Source organism: Pontibacter pamirensis (genome assembly GCF_010015475.1).
Classification (GTDB): domain Bacteria; phylum Bacteroidota; class Bacteroidia; order Cytophagales; family Hymenobacteraceae; genus Pontibacter; species Pontibacter pamirensis.
On the sequence record NZ_SSNI01000005.1, the window covers coordinates 156544 to 178556 of the forward strand.

The window sequence follows — 22013 nt, forward strand, 5'->3', positions numbered from 1 at the left end:
CATGTCTTTTTCTTTAGCGTGGATTTTGGGCTACGCCTGCCAGTTCAGCCTCCTGGGGTATTTGCAGTACCCTGCGCGGATCGCCCGGCGCTGATACAATCACCTGCCCGTCGGCAGTTGGATGCTCCACCGTAATATTATGCCGCAGAATATCAAACCAACGCATGCCTTCCTGCACAAACTCTGCCGCTTTAAAGTCAAGTAAAGCGGCCATCAATCCTTCTTTCACATCTCTGGTCCCATAGAAGGCTCTTAGCTTCATATCAGAAATGTTGTGGGTAGTGGCATTGTAGTTCTCTATGCGGGTACTGGCAAACGTGTTGAGATCGTCTCTGGCAGCCTCAGTATATCCTAACTCCAGATAAGCTTCGGCTCTGTTGAACAACACTTCTTCCGCTGTCAGCAGTGGGTAGATAGTATAAGGAAAACCTATATCCGCGTTCACATCGGCGCGCACAAAGTGCTCCCGGAATTTCAGGACAAGCCAGTTCTCGGTCCCTTGGGTATACAAGGGGTAAATCCATGTGGCACCGGTCACATTTTCACTTCTGAACAGCTCGTTTACAATAGGCGTGGCCAGGCCATACCGGTAACGCCCGTAATTACGCGCCCACAAAGAGGGAGCCTCCACTAAAAGCAAGTTTGAGCTCTCAGTAGCCTGTGTATACCTTGCCAGTCCTTCATTCGCTGTGAGGGTGCTATACATGCTTACCCACGGCCTTAGGTTAGGACCAATGTTGCCACCCGGAAAGACCTGGTTGGCATGATCTATCACCTTCTGATAGTCTCTTTTGAACAGGTAGAACCTGGTAGCAAAAGCATGCGCAGCGGCGGTGTTAAAATGGTATTTAGGTACGCGGTAGGAATTATTGTCTATCAGCGGCAAGCCTTCAGTTAAATCACGCTCAATTTGCTCATACACGTAAGCCACTGTTCTGCGATCATACTGCTGCATTACTACCTTTTCCGGTTCCGTTACATACGGCACCCCCGGATCGGAAGCGGCCGTAGCAGGATCGTAGACTTTGGCAAAAAGCGTTACCAACATAAAATGAGCATAGGCGCGGGCCACCAAAGCTTCGCCTTTCTGGGCATTGTAAACTGTTGGATCAGGTGCACGCTCTATCGCTTCCAGGGCATGGTTTGCCGCAGCAATGGCGGCGTAGGAGGCGTTCCAGTAATAATCCGGAGAATCCTGATTCCTGTCCTCTATATCGCGGAAAAGGTAAGCGTTCTCGTTAATTTCGTTCACCACTACCGTTCCGGTACCTTTATCCAGTACCAGGTCCGACATCGCCTCCGTAAAAGTGGTATAGCCAGCCTGTGGATATGCTGTAGCTAACAACTCACTGATGTTTTGCTCCGTTTCCAGCTGCGTCCGCTGATCAACGGCCTGCTCCAGGTAGTCTTCGCAGCCAGTGGCCGCAACCAAAGTGGCAAGGCAAGTATATAGAATTATCTTTTTCATACTATTAAAGACCTGCTTTGAGTGATAAAGTGAACTGACGCGGAACAGGCATGGCCACACCACCAGCACCAAAGAACTCCGGGTCCTGTCCGTTCAGCCTTTCGTCTGCATATAGCAGCCACAGGTTATTAGCCACCAAACTTAACGAGAGGCTATTAAAACCAATGGATTTTACCCGGTTAGCTGGCAGGTTATAGCTAAGGGATAATTGCTTCAGGCGTACAAAGTCGCCATCCACTACACGGGCAGTCGAGTAATTATAGTTGTTGTAAGGATAAGTGCCTCCTAATTCTGCTGCTTCCACACGGTCCAGAATAGAAGGAATGTTAGTAATGTTTTCATCTCCTGCCAGGACCCAGCGATTCAGGAAGTCGTAAGGCATGGCATCAAGGTCAGTATAACTGTTTTTAAAAGCAGGGTTAAGCCTGATTTTATGGCCTCCGCTATACGTTACCAGCGCCGAAAGGCTAAAGTCTTTGTACCCTAGCGAGTTAAACCAGCCACCGTTCACAATTGGGTCCACAGGGCCTTCATACTTCAGGTATTGGGTTTCGTCGCTCTGCAAGTATACATTACCGATTCTTTCCCCGTTTTCGTTCATAAAAAGAGGAGAGCCGTTGTCTGGATCAAGTCCGTCGAAACGGATGGAGAACAGGCCACGGTATGGATAGCCTTCTTTGGGCCCACCCTCCGGCGTTACCAGCGACCAGATGTCCGGGTTGTTTTTCAGATTAGTGATTTCACCTTCGTTGTAGCCGAACGTGAACTGCGATTTCAGTTTCCAGTTCTGGCTTTCAACAACGCCACCACCCAGCGTTACTTCTAAACCATGGGATCTCATATCAGCATAGTTGGCAATCTTCAAGCCCTCTCCACCTATACCAGACGTTCTGATCAGGCCAATCAGGTCAAATGCATTTCGGATATAGCCATCTACCGTTAATTGCAGTCGCTCATTAAATAAACCGGCATCCACGCCCACGTTAGTTTCATATTGCTTTTCCCAAGTCAGCTCCGAGTTTTCCAGGTTCTGAATATAAATCATAGACTCTACTTCTGATAGGTAAGGCCTTCTGGTACTGCCGCTCTGCAACACCAGGCTGGAGTTTGTGGCATTGCCCATGCTGGCTGTGAGGCCGTAGGTGGCACGCAGGGTCAGCCGGTTTATCATGTCCTGCTGCTGCATAAATGGCTCGGTGTCTATATTCCAGGAGCCGCTGACGTTCCAGGTAGGCAGCCAGCGTGACGTGCGGGACTCGCCCAGCAGGTTAGAACCATCGTAGCGCACTGTACCGTTCAAATTATACTTCCCATTGTAGGAATAGGCAGCATTTGCCATATAAGCCAGGAACCGGTCGTAGCGCAGGCTCATGCCATAGTAATTGAAGTTTCCTTCTACCCCTTGTTTGATGATATTAGGATCGATGTAAGGCACGCCCCCTTTATTATACTGGTAACCGTATCCGTTGAAGAATTTATTCTGACGGTCAGCATAACGCAGCTCCTGCGATGCGAACACGCGGACGGTATGGATGTCAAACGTCTTATCCCAGTCCAGTGTATTGCGGAGGTAATAGCTGACCAGGTTATCATCATTTGTGTTATAGAAACCACCATAGGGTAGTACCACCACCGGCTGTGCCTCTGGGTTGTCAGGGTCGCGGTACAGGAATCTGTTTCTTTCCTGAACCGTTGCATCGCCGGCAGCGCGATAAGCCTCGGCCATGTTGGCGTCTTCCCGCACCTTGTGCTCCCGGTTGGTATTGGCATAGCGCAAAGCTCCTGAGAAGTTATAGTTGAGGTTACTGAATATCTTATAATTGAGGTCTGCCTGCAGTTTCAGGTCCAGCACTGAAAGGTCCAGTGTGTTATTCTCCAGTTCGTTCAGGATGTTGAAAGGAGCAAAGTTTCTCCTAAAATACTCCGGGTTCCCGTTCTCATCAAAGGCTGTTAGTGTACGGCTTGTGTTAAGGGCATAGCTGAAAGGGTTAATATCAAAGTCGCGGCTAAACTCGCCGCTTACCGGGTTGCTGATGCGGCCAATCGTGCCGGGTGCCTGCTGATCCCGGATAGATCCCTGTGTGATCAGGCCAAGCGATAACTTATCTGAGAAGTTGAAGTTTGCCCGCGCATTGCCTGTAAAGCGTTTCACTTCGTCGGCTACGGACCATCCTTCATCCTTTAGAAAGCTGGTAGAAAAATAGAGCTGTGTTTTTTCGGTACCGGAGGATATACTCACTGAATGCTCCTGCATAAAGGAGTTGTTGAACAGCACGTCAAACCAATCAGTATTGGCTCTGGCATAGCGCTCCAGAAATGCCGCTCTTGCTTCCGGCGTGTTTTGTAGCCCGAATGTACCGGATGCTGGGTCATATCTATTAATCAGGTCATACATTTGGGTATACACACCTCCGTTCTGTCTTCGGGAGGCGTCGGAATGGTTGAGCCAGCCTTTGCGCTCCAGTTCCGCATATACCGACATCTGGTCAGCGGAGTTCATGATGTCGAAGGAGCTGTAGGTGGGCTTCAGGTAGGTGGAGAAGTTCCCGGTATAAGACACCAGCGGCTTTCCTACGCGGCCTTTTTTTGTTGTGATTACCACCACACCATTCATGGCCCGTGCACCATACATGGCAGTGGCGGAGGCATCTTTCAGTATCTGGAAGCTTTCAATATCATCGGGGTTCAGGCCGGCAACAGAGGAGCCAATGAGCGTGGCAGGATCGCCGGTAGAAAGCTGCTCATTCGATACATTCACCACGTCCTCCAGAATGATACCATCTACTACCCACAAAGGTTTGTTGTCTCCGGTAATAGAGGTAGCTCCCCGTACTCTTATTTTGGGTGCGGCCCCAAAGGTACCGGACACGTTTTGCACAGAAACTCCGGCCACGCGTCCTTCCAGCATGCGGCTTACATCTGTAATGCCTTCTCTTTTTGCATCTTCGCCGGTTAACAAGGCAGCTGAACCGGTAAACATTTTACGGTCAATGGTCTGGTAGCCAGTCACCACCACCTCTTTCAAGGTATTATCACTTTCTTCCAGCGTTATATCTATGGCTGTTCTGCCGTCTATATCTACAGCTTGTGTTGTATAGCCTACCATGGAAAACAATAAGACAGCATCTGGCTTTACCTGTATCTGGAAATTACCGTTCACATCGGTGGCTGTTCCATTCGTTGTACCCTGTTCCAGGACTGTTACACCTGGCAAAGTTATAGCAGATTCTCCACTACTTGGCTGTAATCTTACAGTGCCTCTCACCGTCACAAGGTCCTGTGGCGCCTGAATTGGCGCGATAACATTGGCTTGAGTAGGGTAAACCGTTATTGCCTGTACAAGGGCTATCAGCAGCAACGAAGGAAACCAAGGCTTTAAATTTTGTAAGTTATGATTCATGATGACGTAGCTATGTTCATTTAGTAATGAATAACATAGTGGAACATTGGGTTTGCACTAAATCTCTGGTACTACTCACATCTGTTGATTCATAAAACCAACCTTTCAATTCTGGTAATAGCTTTAGGAGTGGCAGTAGCAGCTATGTAATTGTACACTGCATGCCTGCCGTTGATATTTTCTGGTATTGTAACTCTAATTAGGAATGAATGAGCCGCCGAATATGGCAGCTCATTCACCTGTTTTATTTTATCTTGATTTTTCTTACAACGCTGTCATCTATGTTATAGTATTTTATAACTTCTTCATAATTGGTCAGGTCTACTGCTGGTTTAGCTTTTCTTCCATTCAAAAGATCGCCCGGAACAACCACTAACCTGAAAACCTGATCATCAGTTAAACCTGGAAAATCAGCCAGGTTAGCCCCTGATTGTAGGAACAGAAGTAAAAACAATCTGGAATAAGCATAATTATATGTTGCAGTTCCTCCACCTTCCAGATTGTACGTCTGAGGTAGTGGACTCCAGAAGATAATGCTATTTTCAGGATCCTCTGGATCATCAATCGCTCCTGCTAGTGCATACACTAGCACCACATCAGAATCTAATATTGTTAAGTCAAAATTTTCTGTTTCAGCGAAACTAATTCCTGTAGAGTAGTTGCCGTCGTCATCAGCCTCAAAGTTCACTGAAAAGTCTAATACTCGCGCTGCACCTGACTCACCAGGCTGACCTTGTGGTCCTGCTGGTCCTTGTGCTCCTGCGGTTCCTGCTGGTCCTGCTGGTCCTGGAGGTCCTTCATCACCTTCACATGCTGTGTGGCCCAGTGCTATTGCCAGAACCATGAACAATTGTAAGATTTTTTTCATAATGTAAAATTTGTGGGTTAAAAATGTAAGAGTTGTTAGCTAAAAAGAAGAATTGGTTAATATACGCATTATTTAAAAAAGATATTAAATTCATACTAAAATACTTGCCATAGCGCATGCTTTAGGACTTAAACAAGAGAAAGGAAAAGCTCTATAGTGAATGCTGGTAAGGTTGGCATGAGACTGTGTCGTGGAAATGGCAAGTGTGGTAGATAAGCCTCTGAATATATCGTCGAGAGTGCTTCTCATCTGTAATGAAATAAGAGGTATCAGCCCTAAAAGATCAAAGGCTCCTTTACAGGGAGCCTTTGATCTTTTATAGTAAAGCAATCATCCCATAGATGACTGAATTATACATCAGCTTAAAAACTTACTGCAGTGCATTGAGAATAAAATAGCTCAGACCAATATGAAGCCTTTTTTGGTTGTTAAGGTCGTGAAAATCTTATTTCTAATGGTGGGCTTTGGGAGCCAAACCACTTGTTGCTCTCCAAGTGAAGTTCTGTGGGAGTTAACGCAATGATAGTTGCCCGTGATTCGTAGGTTTCTCCTCTGTCAAAAATAATTGCCTCAGGGTCTGTGCCTGCAAGTTCCCAGGTGCCAAGTATGGTAGGAATAGGATCGTATATCTGGCGGTATTCGCTGTTGTCATCAAACCTATAGGAAAGTTCATTCACTTCGAAATCCACTTCGAAGTGAATGAACTGAGTGAAGTCTGCTCGTTAATATAAACCGAAGCACCCTATTATTCTCCTGCTGTAAGTAAAGCCTGTTGAGATGGCTATGCGTCATCATCATTATCGCAGCTTGTTAAAGGAAATCAGGCATAAAGTGGCAACGAAAAAGTATAGTAGTCTGAGTTTGTTGCTTTTTAGAATTGTAGAGTTCGGAACGGGGTGTACTATCAATACTTGCAGTTGTCAATTTAAGTTGTGAAACAGGCGCGTTCCCATGAACCTGCAGTTGGGTATAGTACTGGAACGGCTGCTTGAAGAGAATGGATAAATTATTACGTTGTGTTCCTACACAACAAGAGCGGCTCCCTTCAAAGGAGCCGCTCTTGTTGTGCAATAATTTAAAACCTGAGTATGTTTTCTTCTGGGAAAAAATGAAGTTTATTTTACCAGGCGCAGCTGTACTGTGCTGAAATTACCATAATCAGACAAATCATAACCCAATTCTTGTACATCGATTTCCAGGTTAAAATTGGATGCGGTTAGTTGCACGATATCGAAAGTTACTTCATTGGCGTTGCCACCCGTAAGCGTCAGGTTATCTCCGGAGATGATGATGCTTTCTTCATTATTGGTAAACCTCCAGGTTCCGGTTTCTGTTACGCCGTCTTTTGTTGCCTCGAAAGTTCCATCCCTTTCAAAATCAAAGGTGGTGGTCTTGATATTTAAGGCTTCGGCTAACTCTGTTTCGCCAGCAAATTGAAGAAGCGTGGTTACAGGGAACGTACCTGCATAAATTCCATCTCCCCTCCATTCCCCATCGGTTAACAGGCTTGTTCTAGGTGAAACATTCTCGTCATCATCCTTACAACCTGTAAGGGAGAAAGTGCACAGTGTTACTAAAAGCAGGGCAATCAGGTGTAACTTTTTCATGGTTCATTTTAAAATGATTCTATACGTAATAAGCTGTATAAAGGCTTTAAATAAACGCCAAAACTTTGAAGGGTCAAAATTTTTTGAATTCAGACGAATCAGGGTTTCACAAACCGTAATTCCGTTTCAAACTCCGTTCCATCCGGAAACTTATTGATGAGTCTCAAGTCAGTGCTCAGCATCTGTGCCAGCAGGGTAAGCTGGCTTTTAGAGATAGCCGTACTAAGGTTTAAATTATCACTCGTTAGCTTCTTTACATCAAATTCTCCAAAACCTAAAAAATCAAAATAAATTTTTGTCTCCTCCTCATTAAAACGCCAGTCTCCTTCAAAAATCTGCCCATTACTGCTTGTGGCAACATAGGTGTTGTCGCTGTTAAACGTTAATGTTATGGTCTGGATGTTCGGAATGTCGTTCTGTATCGCGCCAATTTCTGATACGCTCATTCCCATCATCAACATATTGTCTCCTTTCCATTCGTGCGCAACCAAAAGCTGTTTATTAGAGGGCGCTACATGTTCTTTGTCCTCTTTACAGGCAGTAAAAAAGGGTAGGGCGAGTGCGATTAAACATAGCAATTGAAGGTGCTTGCGTATCATTTTTGTTTGATTTATGATAATGTTTTGAATGAATATTGAGGAAACGATATTTTTAAAGAAAAAGATGCTTCATTCTTATTTTATCATAAAATATACTTCAGAGCATGTTTAAAATTCATCCTTTGCGCTGCAAACCGCCCCTAAAGGAACCTGACTTCACAGTTTACTCGCTCCATAGCGCTGCTATGAAGCTCTAAAACCGTTTCGCCAGAACCCTTTATGGTCAGTTTGCGCTTACAGAAACAAAATTTAAACATGCTCTCAGCTACAGGATGTTCACCTCCGGGTGTAGCCGAATGCCGAACTTCTGATTCACGGAGGCAATGATCCCGTAAGCCAATTGCCGCACCTGTTCGCCTTTGGCTCCACCATAGTTTACCAATACAAGTGCCTGGTTTTTATGCACACCGTAGTTTCCCAAAACTTTGCCCTTCCAGCCACACTGCTCTATCAGCCAGCCAGCAGGCACCTTTACAGTGCTGTCTGAAACAGGGTAGGAGGGGATAGTAGCATACTGTTTTTGTAGCTGCTTGTAGTGCTCCAGCGGTATCTCGGGATTTTTAAAGAAGCTGCCGGCGTTCCCGATTTGCTTTGGGTCCGGGAGCTTGCTCTGGCGGATGTGGCAAACGGCTGCGCTTATATCCTGTATGCTTGGCTGTTGCACCTGCATCTCCTCCAGGGTGGTTGTGATAGCGCCATAGGAGGTGTTAAGGGTGTGTTTCTTGTCTAGCCTGAAGACGACGGAAGTTACCACATACTGCCCCTTCATCTTGTTTTTAAAGATACTCTCGCGGTAACCGAATTTGCAGGAGGCATTATCGAAGGTACGTAGTTCTCCTGTCTCTAAATGCACGGCTTCCAGTTCATGAAAATTGTCCTTAAGCTCTACGCCATATGCCCCGATATTTTGCAGGGGGGCAGCTCCCACCGTGCCTGGTATAAGCGAGAGGTTCTCCACACCTCCATAATTCTGCTGCAGGGCATACAGCACAAAGTCGTGCCATACTTCACCGCCTCCTGCTTTGATGAATACATGCTCCTCATCTTCATGTATCACCTCTATTCCTTTTATGCCGTTCTGCAGCACCACACCGTCAAAGTCTTTAGTAAAAAGTAGGTTGCTGCCGCCTCCCAAAATCAGCTTTTCCTCCTCTCGTAGCTCCGGCATCTGTAAGAGCGTCTGCAGCTCCTGCACACTTTCAAAGCGGGCGAAAATTTTGGCTTTGGCTTCAATGCCAAAGGTATTGTAAGGTTTAAGCGAAAAATCAGACTGCAGTTTCATAAGGGTATGTTTTTACAAAGGTAGCTTTGTGCTGGAAGAGATAAAAGGATGCCACGCAAAAGGAGGTATCAGACTAATATGTGGAAATGCATTTACTTGAACTGCGGCCAAAATAAGCAGAATAGTAATTTTGCCTTCAGCTGATGTAGAAAATTCAATCCGTCAAACTGGCAGAAGGCCTTCTGGCTCTGACCGCTTTTTTCATACGCTGCCACCAGGAGCAGCAAAGGAATAATTGGGCATTCGTTGAACTACAAGAAATGCTTTACGCTTCTTCTTCTCCAGGTCTGAAGCCCAGGCGCCTGGAGCGCTTTTCCCAATTGCTGCGTGCCCACTTTTGCAAGTCAGCTATCTGGTCCATTTCATCAATAATTTCCATGCCAAGCAAGGTCTCAATAATGTCTTCTATGCTTATCAGCCCTGCTGTGCCACCGTACTCATCTACCACTAATGCCACCTGGTCCTGCTGCTCCATCAACCGGTTGAAAAGAGTAGGAATGGGCATATGCTCCGGTACCACCTGAATTTTTCTGGAGATGGACTTCAGTGGTTTATCTCCTTCGTTCTGGATGAGTTTATACATCACCTCATCTTTCAGGACATAGCCGCTAACATCATCCAGACTCTCTTTGTAGATAGGAATGCGGGAGAAGCGCAGGTCCGGGAAACTTCTGAAAAAATCGACGATGGACATATCTTCCCGGGCACTCACCACAACGGTGCGGGGAGTCATGACGTGGCGCACCATAATTTTGTTGAATCGCAGGATATTCCGGATAATCTGCGATTCTCCTTTTTTGAATATTCCTTCCTTTATGCCTATTTCCGCCATAGCCGTAAAATCAGCTCTGCTAAGCACACTCCGGTTTTTTTCATTCTTAAGCCTCCTTGTTATAAACTGAGATAGGATGATGACAGGATAGAGTGGTGAGTAGATCATGACCTTCAGCGTACGGATGGTGAAGGGAGCCAACTGCCTCCAATGGTTGGCTCCAATGGTTTTAGGGATAATTTCGGAGAAGATGAGAATGATGATGGTTAGAACGGCAGAGGTGACAGAGAGATAAGCATCTCCCCACAATTTTTGTGCCTGCGCACCAACACCGGCTGCACCAATGGTGTGGGCGAATGTGTTAAGCGTTAGGATGGCGGCCAGCGGCCTGTCTACATTGTCTTTGAACTTCTCCAGGTTTTTACCTAACTCAGGGTCTTCCTGGGAAGCTATACTGATGTAAGAGGGGGTAATACTTAGCAGAACGGCTTCGAGTACGGAGCATAAAAATGAGAAAAACAGCGCAATTAATAAGTATAGTAAAAGTAAACCCATTGGTTTAACTACGTGGTATGGTATGAAGCGGATAGTGATTTTTAAGACAGAGGCAACCGCACGAGCGGCTACATGAATTAATGCACTATGCGGAGGGCCGGTTCAGGCAACGGTTGGTGTGTTTCCGGGTCTAGAGTAAAATAGCCTACCATGGTTGGTCCATACCCCAGGTTCAGTTCGAACAGCTTGTTTGTTTCGGGCAGCATGTTTATTACTTCCTGCCGCAGTACTTTATGGTAGTCCACCAGCTCTGCAAGCCGCTTCTCCTTGTCATTCAGTTTCCTGCTAAGATTTCCGGCTGATGCACTCTGCTCCGCATACGGGCTGTCAGGGGAAAAGTCCGGCCTGATGCTTTGCAGCGATAGCAGTTCAACCTCTAGCAGGCGAATGCCATGCTCCACGTCAAGGTAGACTTTTATCTTCTCCTCCAGTGGCACCAGCGATTCATCAAGGTACTCTACAAGATTTTCCATTTCGTTCTGAGTTCTGTTATGTATAAAGGTGATGTGTGTGGTGTCTGAGATAATTCAGGTACCGGTATTTCATCTTAAAAACGTTGCTATATGCTGCTAGGTTTGCCGGAGAAGCTCAAAAGAGATAGAAGATGCTGACTATCAGTTACAGCCATTTGAAAAGCTTGCGGAGCAGGGGCAAGCGGTGCTGGTAAGGTGGGTAGCGCAGGGGCAGGTCGAGCCAGGTGCCGCGGTGCAGTACGCTTTTCTGATGCGAGAAAACATCAAAACTGCTCTTGCCGTGGTAGCTACCTACGCCGCTTCCTCCAACGCCACCAAAGGGCAGGTTGGGGTTAGCAAGGTGTGAAACAGTATCATTGATGCATCCGCCCCCAAACTGCGTACAACGCAGCACCGTCTGCTGCTTTTTCCTGCTGGAAGAGAAGAAGTACAGCGCCAGCGGATTTTCGCCTCTGTTCACAAGCTCTATGGCTTCTGCCAGGTTACTGTAAGACAGCACTGGCAGTATAGGGCCGAAAATTTCCTCCTGCATCACCGGGTGCTCCCAGCCAACCTGGTCCAGCAGGGTAGGAGCTATGTAGCGTTGCTCCGCATCTGTTTGCCCACCAGTGCGTATGGTGCCCTGCCGCAGAAGGCCCCTCAGCCTTTCATAGTGATTGTCGTTTATTATACGGGCAAAGTCAGGGCTTTTATCCGGAGCGTCGCCGTAGAAATCAGTGATGCACTGCGTGATAAGTTGTACCAGTTCTTCTTTTACCTGTTCATGTACCAGCAGATAATCTGGCGCTACACAGGTTTGCCCCGCATTCAGAAACTTTCCCCAGGTAATGCGCCGCGCCGCCAGTTCCAGGTCGGCATCCTCGGCTACAATGGCAGGGCTCTTCCCACCCAGTTCCAGTGTAACCGGTGTCAGATGTTCTGCAGCGGCTTTCATAATGATTTGACCTACCCGTGTGCTGCCGGTAAAAAAGATGTGGTCGAAGCGCTGTGCCAGCAGGTGCTGTGTTGTTTCTACGCCACCCTCTATGGCGGCCACATATTCCTCATCAAACGTTTCCCGTATCATTTTTGCAATAACGGCAGAGGTGCTGGCTGCCATCTCAGAGGGCTTGAGTATGATACAGTTGCCAGCGGCCATGGCTCCGAGGAGCGGCGTAATCAGGAGATTAAAAGGATAGTTCCATGGGCCGATGATGAGGTTAATCCCGTAAGGGGAGGAGTAAATGTAGCTGCGGGACGGGAAATTCAGAAGCGCCTCCTTCACCGGCTTGGGCTTTGCCCAGCTTTCTATGTTTTTCAGGGTAATTTTCAGCTCTAGTTCCACGAAGCCGACCTCGGATATGAAAGATTCAAAATCAGGTTTGCGGAAGTCGGCATACATGGCGTCGAACAACTCCTGCTCGTATTTCCTGATAGCCAGCTGCAGCTGTAGGAGCTGCTGTTTCCGGAAATCTAGCTCCTTTGTCTTTCCGGTAGCGAAAAAGACACGTTGCTTCTGTACCAGTTGCTGTATGCGCTGCTGGTCGTTTCCCGAAGGCAGGACTGTGGTAGGAGCAGTATATCTGACTGACATGAGTTTAAACCTTTAAGGATGAATTATAGCGTGGAGCTGCCTTGTCAGTTGGGCGTCCGACAAAATCTTCCATTGTTGAATAGGCTTTGAAGCCACGTCCTACCACTAGGTCGAAGAGGCGGGTGGGCAGCAGGCCACGCAGCAGCGGTATCAGGTGCACGATGAACGGCTTGCGCAGCATGATTTTGTTTTTCTCCACAGCCTTCAGTATGGCGTCAGCCACTTCTTCGGGTTGTAGTACAGGTGTCAGCAGCGGGGCTTTTGCACCGGCAAACATCCCCGTGTCAATGTAGCTTGGTGTCACGGTGGTGACGTGCAGGTCCAGTTTCAGGGCCTCCAGTTCAAGGCGTAAACTCTCTGACCAGCCCAGCACAGCCCATTTGCTGGCAGCGTACACACTCATGCGCGGGTTAGGAATCAGGCTCGCTGCTGAGCCAATATTTACCACGTGGCCGGAGCCTTTTTCTATGATGTCCGGTAGGAAGGCGCGTGTTACCGCCATCACTCCCAATACATTAACATTTAAAGTGTTTGCTATTTCAGTATAACTGTGGGCGGCAAAAACTTTTCCTACTACTATCCCCGCGTTGTTGATAAGTATATCAGGTGGCCCCGTTTCCTGCAGTACATGTTTTGCCGCCGCCTCTACAGCGGCATTGTCGGCTACATCTACCTCGTAAGGAAAAACACGATACCCCAAGCCCTGCAGATCAGTTGTAACCTCTTGCAGGTTTTGCCGGTTAATGTCCCAGATGATAAGCTGTTTTGCGCCCCTTTGCAAGCTTAAAATGCCCATGATTCTGCCAATGCCGGAGGCGCCGCCCGTAATGAGTATGGTACTGTTTCGTAGCTGAGTCATGGGAGACAATGTTAGGATGCAACACGTGAATCAATAAATTAATGTATGTAAATTATATGATATCAGAAAGTTTGGGTATGTATATTTTACACAGTATGCTCCCTAAATTTGTATATTTGGGAAAGGCCATAAGCCGGTTTTTGAGACGTTAATCAACACTATGAAAATAATTGAGTGCCCCCGCGATGCTATGCAAGGCATGAAAGCTTTTGTGCCGACAGAACAGAAAATAGCCTACATCAACCAGCTTCTGAAGGTTGGCTTCGACACCATTGATTTCGGTAGTTTTGTGTCTCCTAAAGCCATTCCGCAGATGAGTGACACGGCCGGGGTGCTGGCGAATCTTGAACTGGAGGAGACTTCCTCTAAACTGTTAGCAATCATTGCCAACGTGCGAGGGGCTGAGGAGGCTGCCCAACACCAGCAGATAGCCTATCTCGGCTTTCCGCTGTCAGTGTCAGAGACGTTTCAGCAGCGCAACACGAACAAAAGTATAGCAGAGGCTATGCAGCAGCTGGCACAGATGCAGGACATCTGCCACAAACACGGCAAAACCTTGGTAACGTACATCTCCATGGGTTTCGGCAACCCCTACAACGACCCCTGGGATGCAGAGACAGTGATTCAATTTGTGGAGGAGTTAAACCAGCTCCAGGTAAAAATTATCTCTTTGTCTGATACCATAGGAGTGTCCGAACCGGGTAGTATCACGTACCTGTTTCAGCATCTTATCCCCACATTTCAGGATATAGAGTTCGGGGCGCACCTGCATACAAACCCTGTTGCCTGGCAGGAGAAAGTAGAGGCGGCTTACAAGTCCGGTTGCCGTCGTTTTGATGGAGCTTTGCGTGGCTATGGCGGCTGCCCTATGGCAAAAGACGAATTGGTGGGAAACATGCCCACTGAGAATTTAATCGCTTACTTCGAAAATATTGGTTTAAATTTGAACCTGAACAAAGCAGCGTTTGCATCCGCAATGGCTCAGTCTGGCGCTGTGTTTTCTTAACTATGGCAAGAAGAATAATTGTAGATATATTTATTCCCTGTTTCGTAGACCAGCTTTTCCCGGAGACAGGTATGAATATGGTGAAAGTGCTGGAGAAGGTTGGCTGTGAAGTTAATTACAACCAAAATCAAACCTGTTGCGGGCAGCCCGCCTTCAATGCCGGTTTCTTTGACGAAGCCCGGGAGGTAGCCAACAAATTTCTGGATGACTTTTCCAGCGAGACATCCCATTATATTGTAGCTCCATCGGCATCCTGCGTGGGCATGGTGCGAAACGCTTACCAGGATATTTTCGTGAAGTCATCTAAACTGGTGAAATACCGTGCCATGCAGAAGAAAGTGTATGAACTGACGGAGTTCCTGACTGATGTGCTGGGAGTGACAGATATTCCAGGAGCTGCTTTGCCAGGAAAGTTCACCTACCACGATTCCTGCAGCGCCCTGCGTGAGTGCGGCATCAAAGAAGGTCCCCGCGCCCTGCTTAGTAAAGTGCAGGGGCTCGAGCTCGTGGAGATGGAGGACAATGAAACCTGCTGTGGCTTTGGCGGTACCTTCGCCGTAAAGTTCGAGGCAATTTCCACGGCCATGGCCGAGCAGAAAGTAGAGAATGCCATCGCTACAGGCGCAGATTATATTGTGTCTACGGACAGCAGCTGCCTGATGCATTTAGAGGCTTATATCCAGAGACAGAACAAGCCCATCAAAACCATGCATATTGCTGATGTGCTGGCGAGTGGGTGGTCTTAAAGTTTTATGAGTGTTCTGGAAAACAGCTTTGCTTCGCCGCTGTCGCACACTGAGTTATTTTTACCGTTCCGGTACAGTCCAGAAGTGAATGGTGGAGCCGTCTACTTGAATGGTTTGGTCTGGTTCCCAGTCGCCCATATCGAAAGCATGTGAAACAATGCGGGTACCCGGTTTTAGCTGCAGCAGCTTCGGGCGAAGTTGCATGTTGACTTTGGGTAGCAAGTAAAGAGTCACGACGGTGGCTTCGCTGAGATCCATCTCGAATAGATTACCTTCCACGAATCTCACCTTATCGGTCACGTTTGCTTCTCTTGCATTGGCGTTCGCTTCAGCAATGCGCTCAGGATCTATATCCACGCCAGTGCCTGTTGCGCCGCGCTCTTTGGCAGCAGTTACCACTATGCGGCCATCCCCACACCCCAGATCATACAAAACATCATTTTCCGAAACTTTGGCAATGTCCAGCATAGCATCTACTACCACCTGCCGGGTGGGCACATAGGGCACATCTAAGTTTTGAGCCATCATTTCCTGTGCCGCCATAAGAACTGTAGCACAGACAGCCATGAATAATGTGGAGAGTGAATTTTTGATTGCTTTCATAGTTTTTTGTTTAAGTTCTCAACGTAATGCACTGACTATAGTCAAGTGTCGCCGTCTGCAACACATAAATTAAAAACAACGCATCCATAAGGCTTTTCTATGCCATACCCTATAACCTCTGGCATTATTTGGGCTAGCAGGGCTCCTGATAAATAACCCTTTTAAGTACGCACTATATTGTTATTCAGTTGTTTAGGTTTTAGTTAAAGCAAATGATATGTGCGTCTTTTTCTGGGAGTATAAATCTGATGGCAGATATAGAAAGGGCATCACCTCGGACAGGAGCTTTTGATCAGGAGTTGGCTTTGTTAATGGTTGGCTTTACGGAAAGCTTCTTATCTAGCTTTGGCAGGGCAAGCAGTAGCAGGGCACCTACAAGCAGAACAGCTACTCCTACCAGGGCTCCCAACCCAGTATATACCAGACTGGAATAAAACAGGTAGGCACTGGTAAGGCAGAAGATGATAGGTGTGATTGGGTATAGAGGCACAGAAAACGGGCGTTCCAATTGAGGGTTCTTTCTCCGCAGAACAAAGAGCGCGATACCGATCAGGAATAGAAACAGCCAGAATACCGGTGCGGTGTATTCTACAATCGTTTCGAAGCCGTTCCGCGTAAAGATTCCCAAACCTATCAGCGCCAGTGCTATGCCACCCTGCACCATAAAAGCATTTGCCGGAGAGGATGTCTGCGAATTCCACTTACCTAGTGCGCTGAAGATTCTGAAGTCTCTGCCCAGGGCATAGTTGGTGCGGGCGCCAGTAAAGATAGTGGCATTGGCAGACGTAAGTGCCGCGATCGTTACGATCAACCCAATCAGCACAACGCCTCCCTCTCCAAATGTATACCGCATCAGGTCTCCTGCAACGGCATCGGATGCTGCTATGCCATTTAGCCCCAGCACGTTCAGGAATGCCAGATTGATGAGCACATAAATGGATGTAATAATCAGGATGCTTAACAGCAGCACCTTCACCATGCCTCTGCTCCCGGACTTTAGCTCTGCCGAAATATAGGCTGCCTCATTCCACCCCCCGAAAGTGAGCAGCACGAAAACCATAGCCAAGCCTAAGGAGCTACTTTGTTCAGAAGCAGGCGCTGCAACTGCCGTTGCTGCCTCCGCCGGTGCGAAAAAAAAGCCAGCCAGCAGAATGATCAGAATCCCCAGCACTTCCAGCGCTATCAGGAGCTTTTGGGCACCTGTTCCCACACTTACTCCTAAAATATTAATTCCTGTTAAGGCTACCACCACCAACACGGCATACAAGGCAGAGGTGTATTCGCCCATGCTGTAAATCTGCGCCAAGTAATCCCCAATGATGAAGGCAAGCAGTGCAATAGAGCCTGTTTGAATAACACTCATCCGTGCCCATGCAAACAGAAAAGAAAGCCGCCTGCCAAACGCCTGTTTCAAGAAATGATAGTCGCCGCCGGTATGGGGGTAGGTGGTGGTGAGTTCGGCATAACAGAGTGCCCCAATAAAAGAGACGGCACCGCCCATGAGCCAGGTTAGGAGAAACCAGGTGCTGCTTTCGGTGTTGGCCGCCACCAGCGACGGGGTTCTAAATATACCTGCCCCTACCACAATACCAACAATAACTGCTATGGCATCAATCATGCTCAGCGTGGCTTTCGGCTCATCACCGCTGCCTTCACTAAGCTTGTTGCCTGCTACCTCCTGCTGCTTCTCTGTTTCTGTAAGACTTTGTTTCTCCTGCATGGGTGTGGTATAGGAATGAATTTCTCATACGTTTACCATGATGGGCTAGTTGAATAAAGGAAAGGCTATCCTGCTAAGAAGCAAGGGGATGCAAGTTGTGGTCAGGTTTTTATGAAAACAGCTTTACAGACTACTTGATCAAGGGTGGTGGAGCATCTAAAGCTACAATAAGCTCCGTGTGCTCTACCACCCTTGATCAAGTAGTTTACTTATGTAAATTTTATAAAAATACCATCAGATATGTCTTAATGGTTCTAGTCCTCTAATTCAATAGTTTCAGTTTCTGTGTCCATGGTAGTATCAACTTCCATGGTTGTTCTCTCAACTTCCAATTCAGTTACAGTCGTATCAGTATCTACTACAGTACCTTCTTCAGTGGTAGTTCCACCGCCATCGCAAGAGTACATACTCATTGATCCAAGAAGAACGGCACTTGCAAAAAATAGCTTTTTCATGTTTTTTTGTTTAAGTCTCACATTTGTTTATTTCCTCGTGTTATAAACCGAGGTGGTTAATATTACAATATATATACAATATATATGAGTTACGAGTTAAAGCATAATAAAGATATAATACTCCCTTTTTTAAGTGTTGATAGTTTGTACTGCCTTTGGTAGTGATATGGCTGTTTCGGGCGCGTGGTATAAAAAATCAAAAAAGTGAGGCTGCTCTTAAAAAAGTGTCTTTGATGCTTCGACACAAAGTATTAAAGCACGATTAGCCAACTTCCCGGATGTAATACTGATGTTTGTCTTGCAGTTTTTAGGACCCATAACAATGAAGAGAGGCTGGCTTGTTATGTCAGCTTTGTTACTGAAGGTTAATAGGCATTGTCGTTATTCCTTAAGCCATTCCAGACTGTAAGGAAAATAATTTTAATGTCAAGTAGTATAGACCAATTTTCCAGGTACCAGAGGTCTGCCTGCACACGGCTTAACATAGCGGTTGTTTCTTTTGTTTCGCCTCTAAACCCGTTAACTTGTGCCCAGCCTGTAATGCCGGGTGTAAGAAAATGCCGCACCATGTAATTGTTTATCAGTTGAGAATAGTCCTGGGTATGCTTTAACATGTGAGGCCGAGGACCAACGACAGACATATCCCCTAACAAAACATTTATGAACTGGGGAAATTCGTCTAAACTGGTCTTCCGCAAAATCCTTCCGATTCTTGTAACCCGGGCATCGCCTTTGCTTGCCTGTAAGCTATCGCAATCAGGGTTTACTGTCATGCTTCTAAACTTCAGGCAGTAAAAAGGTTTGTTATTCTTACCGGAGCGCAACTGCTTAAAAAAGACAGGACCCTTAGAATCCATTTTAATCAGTAAGGCAAGAATAGGTAACAACCAACTTAGAATCAAGATGATGACCATAGATGAAAAGAAGATGTCAAACAATCTTTTCAAAATCTCATTCGCCTTATTTTCCAGTGGCTCCTGACGTGGCTTCAGCACAGGTACATAGCCAAACATTTCCACTAAAAAATTATGATGAATGGAGCCTTTAACATCAGGTACTAACCTAAGCCGTACCATATGTTTATCTGCTTCCTGTAATAAATTCTCTATTCTTTCGCTTTCGTTGTAGGGCAGTGCACAGTATATCTCACTTATTCTGTTTGCACTTGCATAACTAATACATTTCTCTGCTTTTCCAAGATAATTGATGTAAGGCGGTACTTTTGAGCGATCATCATCAAAAACTCCTGCTATAAAATAGTCTAGCTCAGGATTGGATATGATATAGTTGTAAAGGTCTATACCTACAGAGCCTGCTCCTACAATAGCGATGCTGTTAGAGTGAAGCCAAAACTTGCGTCTGTGCTTTCTTAGTAACAGAAAAGAGAATCTCCACGAGAGTAGAAGAGCAGGAAAAAGAGCAAAATAATAAATAAAAGGGGTCGGGGGAATGTAAACGTAAGGTAGAAGTATCTTGATAACGCTAGCTAAAAATATAAATATACACAAAGCAGCAATATTCGCAGTCATGGTGGGGACTGCGTCACGCTTCAATACATTCCTGTAGATATCACAGGTAGTGGAGCAAAAAAACCAGCAGAAATTCAGAAGTAAAATTGTAAGTCTATAGTCATACACATCCACCCAAACCAGGTAGTGATCTGCCATGAGGAAGGAGGCATAGAGCGTGCCGTTTAAAAGGATATAGTCCACTACGACATTTACCCACCTGAACAAGGTTGAATACTTATGTGCCATAGTTATAAGGATTTGAAAACTTTATATTACCCGAACTTAAATAAAATAATAAGAGACTTAGTGAAATATTTGCTTTATTCAAGTTTATATTTTAAAATAATGTTTTTTTGTTATAATAAAAATATTATTATTAATATTTTGCTTGCTTCAGAAATTGTTCTTTCAATAAGTTGTACTAACATTTTAATAGTAAGATTCATCTATTGTTTATTAATTAGCCAATGCATTAAAAACAATGGTAAAGGGAGTTACAGTATTGAAAAAAAATAATTTGTAGTGATTAATATTATATTTTTCTTGAACATAGCCACAAAGAAAACACAAATACAAGAATTAATATTATAATAAAAATAATTTATTGATTTATAAAGAGATTTAATCTTTTAGTGATGTTTAGTTATACCTATATATAAATTAATATTTTGCTTTGCTAGGTCCTAGTATACCGAAGTTAAACAGCTGTAATAAATATTTACTTAGTAATAAGTATACTTATACTAATAAAAATTTAAGCTTGAAACATTATTAAGGCAAAAACTTGCTTAATTAAAATATTTAATTGTGTTTTAGGGTATCTATTAAACTACAACTCCTTCTTTTACTAAGCACCAAGTTGCATGAAGACTGTAAGCAAAATGTTTTTATCCTCCTCCGGCTTTATGGTAGCACCCTTACCTAAGGCTACCATTACATCGTGGCGGTATTGGAGGATCTGGCTACTTGGGCTATCAGTTATCTCCGTTACTTTCATCGCCACTATGGATACAGGACCTTATCTGCATTCTGATGAGTTTGTAACATTGGAACTTGGCAGGATTATTTTGAACCCGAGTACAGATTGGTCTATCACTTGGCTAGTCGATCAACAGCAGCCTGTAATTCTATTTTCTTATTTGGGTGCCGTTTTGCAAGAGTTTACTTATGAGTATGGCGGACAATACGGACCAAGGGTGTCATCACTTTTTGGAGCACTTGTAGCCTCTACGGCGTTAGTTGGATGGTTGCTAACAAAAGGAACATACCGCATAGCGGCCTTTTTGCTTGGGTTTGTATTTTTACTGGACCCCCTACTAGTGCAGGCGTTCACTATCGGTAGGTTAGACGGCTGGACGATGGCGCTATGCCTGTGTTGTTGCTGGATACTTTGCGATACCAGTCATCGGTTTTGCGAAATGAGTCCACGCATCTTGACTATTCGTTTACTGCTAGCTGGATGTTTGGCATGTACAGCCATATTTATATGGCCTTCCGCAGTATTTTTATTTCCTCTCATTACTGTGGAACTTTTTAGCCTGGTAAACAAGATCAGGAGTAATAGAGGAAAATTACAAGAGGTAACCAGACCCTTGTTCCTCTTCACAATAGGAGGAATCCTAACAGCTCTTTTACTTCTATTACCTATTGCTCAATTACTCTATGGTGAATTCAGTAATGCCTTGCAGAGTATTAAAACAAATACTCATTCAGGGGCTTCAGAAGATCCGACATCTATATTACAGAACAGTATAGGATTGGTCCGTGCGCTCAAATATAGCCCCTTTGTGGTACTGCTTGCTTTCATGGTGGTTTTAAGGTATAGGCAATTTGGCTATATCTTCTCCATTCTAGCGGTTCTTGCTCTCATGGTTTCTACACTAGTTTACATTAATCGTGTTCAATATCTGATTCCTTATTTTATTATTTGCATTAGTAGCTTGTTTCAAAAACAGCGTAACATTGAAACATCTCGGTTTCTTAGAACGAGTAGCTTAATACTACTTCTATTTTGGTCGATTGGGCTTTCCCTAGGTGTGCGTACCTATCTAGCACTTGATTCTCAAGCAGACCGGGATAGGAAGTTGGTTTATCAAGCTGCCTTGTCACTTATAGGCCCTGGTGAATACAGGGTTTATGTACCCTATGAACTCTATTATCCTGGCAGATCTCTTGGTTGGAAAATGTACAGAGCATACTTAGCCTATGGAAACCCTCTGACTCCAGAAACACTCAAACAAGTGCTTTCACATGTAGATCATGTAATAATGTTAGAGCCTCAGCTAACTAAGGAAATTGATAGGGCGTTGATAGAGGAAGGCTGGCTCAACAAAGGAGTTTTTCACCTCTACGACAAACCTGCAGTTCTATTTGATGGCATCACCACGAATGACATCAGATTGCGTAACCTTTATTCAATTTTCCGAAAACCATACGGGCCTTATAAGCTCTACGTCAGGGAGAAGCACCAAAGTTTTACTACTGTTAGTACTTTATAATTGTTAAGCATTTTTAAT

The 22013-nt window shown here is 45.4% G+C and carries 18 protein-coding genes; 3 read left to right on the forward strand and 15 right to left on the reverse strand.

Going from position 1 to position 22013, the window contains the following annotated elements; all coding sequences use genetic code 11:
* Positions 1–13 precede the first annotated feature (13 nt).
* The 11 genes from E1919_RS06875 to E1919_RS06925 all read right to left on the reverse strand — a co-directional run bounded on the left by E1919_RS06875 (position 14) and on the right by E1919_RS06925 (position 13456).
* Positions 14–1468 carry a RagB/SusD family nutrient uptake outer membrane protein gene (locus E1919_RS06875; RefSeq protein ID WP_162052613.1) on the reverse strand — a complete coding sequence of 485 codons (1455 nt, stop codon included), beginning with the start codon at positions 1466–1468 and terminating at the stop codon, positions 14–16.
* 4 nt (positions 1469–1472) lie between these two features.
* Complete coding sequence (locus E1919_RS06880) at positions 1473–4868, reverse strand: SusC/RagA family TonB-linked outer membrane protein (RefSeq protein ID WP_162052614.1); 3396 nt, start codon at positions 4866–4868, stop codon at positions 1473–1475.
* 244 nt (positions 4869–5112) lie between these two features.
* Positions 5113–5736 carry a hypothetical protein gene (locus tag E1919_RS06885; protein ID WP_162052615.1) on the reverse strand — a complete coding sequence of 208 codons (624 nt, stop codon included), beginning with the start codon at positions 5734–5736 and terminating at the stop codon, positions 5113–5115.
* A 428-nt stretch (positions 5737–6164) separates the two neighbouring features.
* Positions 6165–6413, reverse strand: a complete 249-nt coding sequence (locus E1919_RS06890) for a hypothetical protein (protein WP_162052616.1) — start codon at positions 6411–6413, stop codon at positions 6165–6167.
* A 438-nt stretch (positions 6414–6851) separates the two neighbouring features.
* Entirely contained in the window at positions 6852–7343 is a 492-nt protein-coding gene (locus E1919_RS06895) for a hypothetical protein (RefSeq protein WP_162052617.1), read from the reverse strand.
* 98 nt (positions 7344–7441) lie between these two features.
* Positions 7442–7834 carry a lipocalin-like domain-containing protein gene (locus tag E1919_RS06900; protein ID WP_162052618.1) on the reverse strand — a complete coding sequence of 131 codons (393 nt, stop codon included), beginning with the start codon at positions 7832–7834 and terminating at the stop codon, positions 7442–7444.
* Positions 7835–8207: 373 nt separating this feature from the next.
* A complete protein-coding gene (gene murB / locus E1919_RS06905) occupies positions 8208–9224 on the reverse strand; it encodes a UDP-N-acetylmuramate dehydrogenase (RefSeq protein WP_162052619.1) in 1017 nt (338 codons plus the stop codon).
* 265 nt (positions 9225–9489) lie between these two features.
* Positions 9490–10551, reverse strand: coding sequence for a CNNM domain-containing protein (locus E1919_RS06910; RefSeq protein ID WP_162052620.1), 1062 nt, complete (start codon positions 10549–10551; stop codon positions 9490–9492).
* Between the two features lie 77 nt (positions 10552–10628).
* Positions 10629–11024, reverse strand: coding sequence for a hypothetical protein (locus E1919_RS06915; RefSeq protein ID WP_162052621.1), 396 nt, complete (start codon positions 11022–11024; stop codon positions 10629–10631).
* Between the two features lie 145 nt (positions 11025–11169).
* Positions 11170–12597, reverse strand: coding sequence for an aldehyde dehydrogenase (locus E1919_RS06920; protein ID WP_162052622.1), 1428 nt, complete (start codon positions 12595–12597; stop codon positions 11170–11172).
* A gap of 4 nt (positions 12598–12601) precedes the next feature.
* Positions 12602–13456 carry an SDR family oxidoreductase gene (locus tag E1919_RS06925; RefSeq protein ID WP_162052623.1) on the reverse strand — a complete coding sequence of 285 codons (855 nt, stop codon included), beginning with the start codon at positions 13454–13456 and terminating at the stop codon, positions 12602–12604.
* Between the two features lie 160 nt (positions 13457–13616).
* Here E1919_RS06925 and E1919_RS06930 point away from each other — a divergent pair, with 160 nt between their 5' ends.
* Positions 13617–14462, forward strand: coding sequence for a hydroxymethylglutaryl-CoA lyase (locus tag E1919_RS06930; RefSeq protein ID WP_162052624.1), 846 nt, complete (start codon positions 13617–13619; stop codon positions 14460–14462).
* 2 nt (positions 14463–14464) lie between these two features.
* Positions 14465–15208, forward strand: a complete 744-nt coding sequence (locus tag E1919_RS06935; protein ID WP_202915866.1) for a (Fe-S)-binding protein — start codon at positions 14465–14467, stop codon at positions 15206–15208.
* A 60-nt stretch (positions 15209–15268) separates the two neighbouring features.
* Here E1919_RS06935 and E1919_RS06940 read toward each other — a convergent pair whose 3' ends face one another.
* From E1919_RS06940 to E1919_RS06955, 4 genes are all read right to left on the reverse strand, one after another.
* Positions 15269–15811: an SAM-dependent methyltransferase gene (locus tag E1919_RS06940; protein WP_162052625.1), complete on the reverse strand. Its 543-nt coding sequence runs from the start codon at positions 15809–15811 to the stop codon at positions 15269–15271.
* Between the two features lie 292 nt (positions 15812–16103).
* Complete coding sequence (locus E1919_RS06945) at positions 16104–17531, reverse strand: APC family permease (protein WP_162052626.1); 1428 nt, start codon at positions 17529–17531, stop codon at positions 16104–16106.
* Between the two features lie 254 nt (positions 17532–17785).
* Positions 17786–17986, reverse strand: coding sequence for a hypothetical protein (locus E1919_RS06950; protein ID WP_162052627.1), 201 nt, complete (start codon positions 17984–17986; stop codon positions 17786–17788).
* Positions 17987–18351: 365 nt separating this feature from the next.
* Positions 18352–19743 (reverse strand): undecaprenyl-phosphate glucose phosphotransferase, encoded by a 1392-nt coding sequence (locus tag E1919_RS06955; protein WP_162052628.1) that lies wholly within the window; start codon positions 19741–19743, stop codon positions 18352–18354.
* A 617-nt stretch (positions 19744–20360) separates the two neighbouring features.
* Here E1919_RS06955 and E1919_RS06960 point away from each other — a divergent pair.
* Positions 20361–21995, forward strand: coding sequence for a hypothetical protein (locus E1919_RS06960; RefSeq protein ID WP_162052629.1), 1635 nt, complete (start codon positions 20361–20363; stop codon positions 21993–21995).
* The last annotated feature ends 18 nt before the right edge of the window (positions 21996–22013 follow it).

Bases quoted from the DNA above. Each gene is read 5' to 3' on its own strand.
- E1919_RS06885 (WP_162052615.1), bottom strand. From the start codon at position 5,736: ATGAAAAAAATCTTACAATTGTTCATGGTTCTGGCAATAGCACTGGGC.
- E1919_RS06880 (WP_162052614.1), bottom strand. From the start codon at position 4,868: ATGAATCATAACTTACAAAATTTAAAGCCTTGGTTTCCTTCGTTGCTG.
- E1919_RS06920 (WP_162052622.1), bottom strand. From the start codon at position 12,597: ATGTCAGTCAGATATACTGCTCCTACCACAGTCCTGCCTTCGGGAAAC.
- E1919_RS06945 (WP_162052626.1), bottom strand. From the start codon at position 17,531: ATGCAGGAGAAACAAAGTCTTACAGAAACAGAGAAGCAGCAGGAGGTA.
- E1919_RS06940 (WP_162052625.1), bottom strand. From the start codon at position 15,811: ATGAAAGCAATCAAAAATTCACTCTCCACATTATTCATGGCTGTCTGT.
- E1919_RS06935 (WP_202915866.1), top strand. From the start codon at position 14,465: ATGGCAAGAAGAATAATTGTAGATATATTTATTCCCTGTTTCGTAGAC.
- E1919_RS06960 (WP_162052629.1), top strand. From the start codon at position 20,361: ATGAAGACTGTAAGCAAAATGTTTTTATCCTCCTCCGGCTTTATGGTA.
- E1919_RS06955 (WP_162052628.1), bottom strand. From the start codon at position 19,743: ATGGCACATAAGTATTCAACCTTGTTCAGGTGGGTAAATGTCGTAGTG.
- E1919_RS06950 (WP_162052627.1), bottom strand. From the start codon at position 17,986: ATGAAAAAGCTATTTTTTGCAAGTGCCGTTCTTCTTGGATCAATGAGT.
- E1919_RS06910 (WP_162052620.1), bottom strand. From the start codon at position 10,551: ATGGGTTTACTTTTACTATACTTATTAATTGCGCTGTTTTTCTCATTT.
- E1919_RS06875 (WP_162052613.1), bottom strand. From the start codon at position 1,468: ATGAAAAAGATAATTCTATATACTTGCCTTGCCACTTTGGTTGCGGCC.
- E1919_RS06925 (WP_162052623.1), bottom strand. From the start codon at position 13,456: ATGACTCAGCTACGAAACAGTACCATACTCATTACGGGCGGCGCCTCC.
- E1919_RS06915 (WP_162052621.1), bottom strand. From the start codon at position 11,024: ATGGAAAATCTTGTAGAGTACCTTGATGAATCGCTGGTGCCACTGGAG.
- murB (WP_162052619.1), bottom strand. From the start codon at position 9,224: ATGAAACTGCAGTCTGATTTTTCGCTTAAACCTTACAATACCTTTGGC.
- E1919_RS06895 (WP_162052617.1), bottom strand. From the start codon at position 7,343: ATGAAAAAGTTACACCTGATTGCCCTGCTTTTAGTAACACTGTGCACT.
- E1919_RS06930 (WP_162052624.1), top strand. From the start codon at position 13,617: ATGAAAATAATTGAGTGCCCCCGCGATGCTATGCAAGGCATGAAAGCT.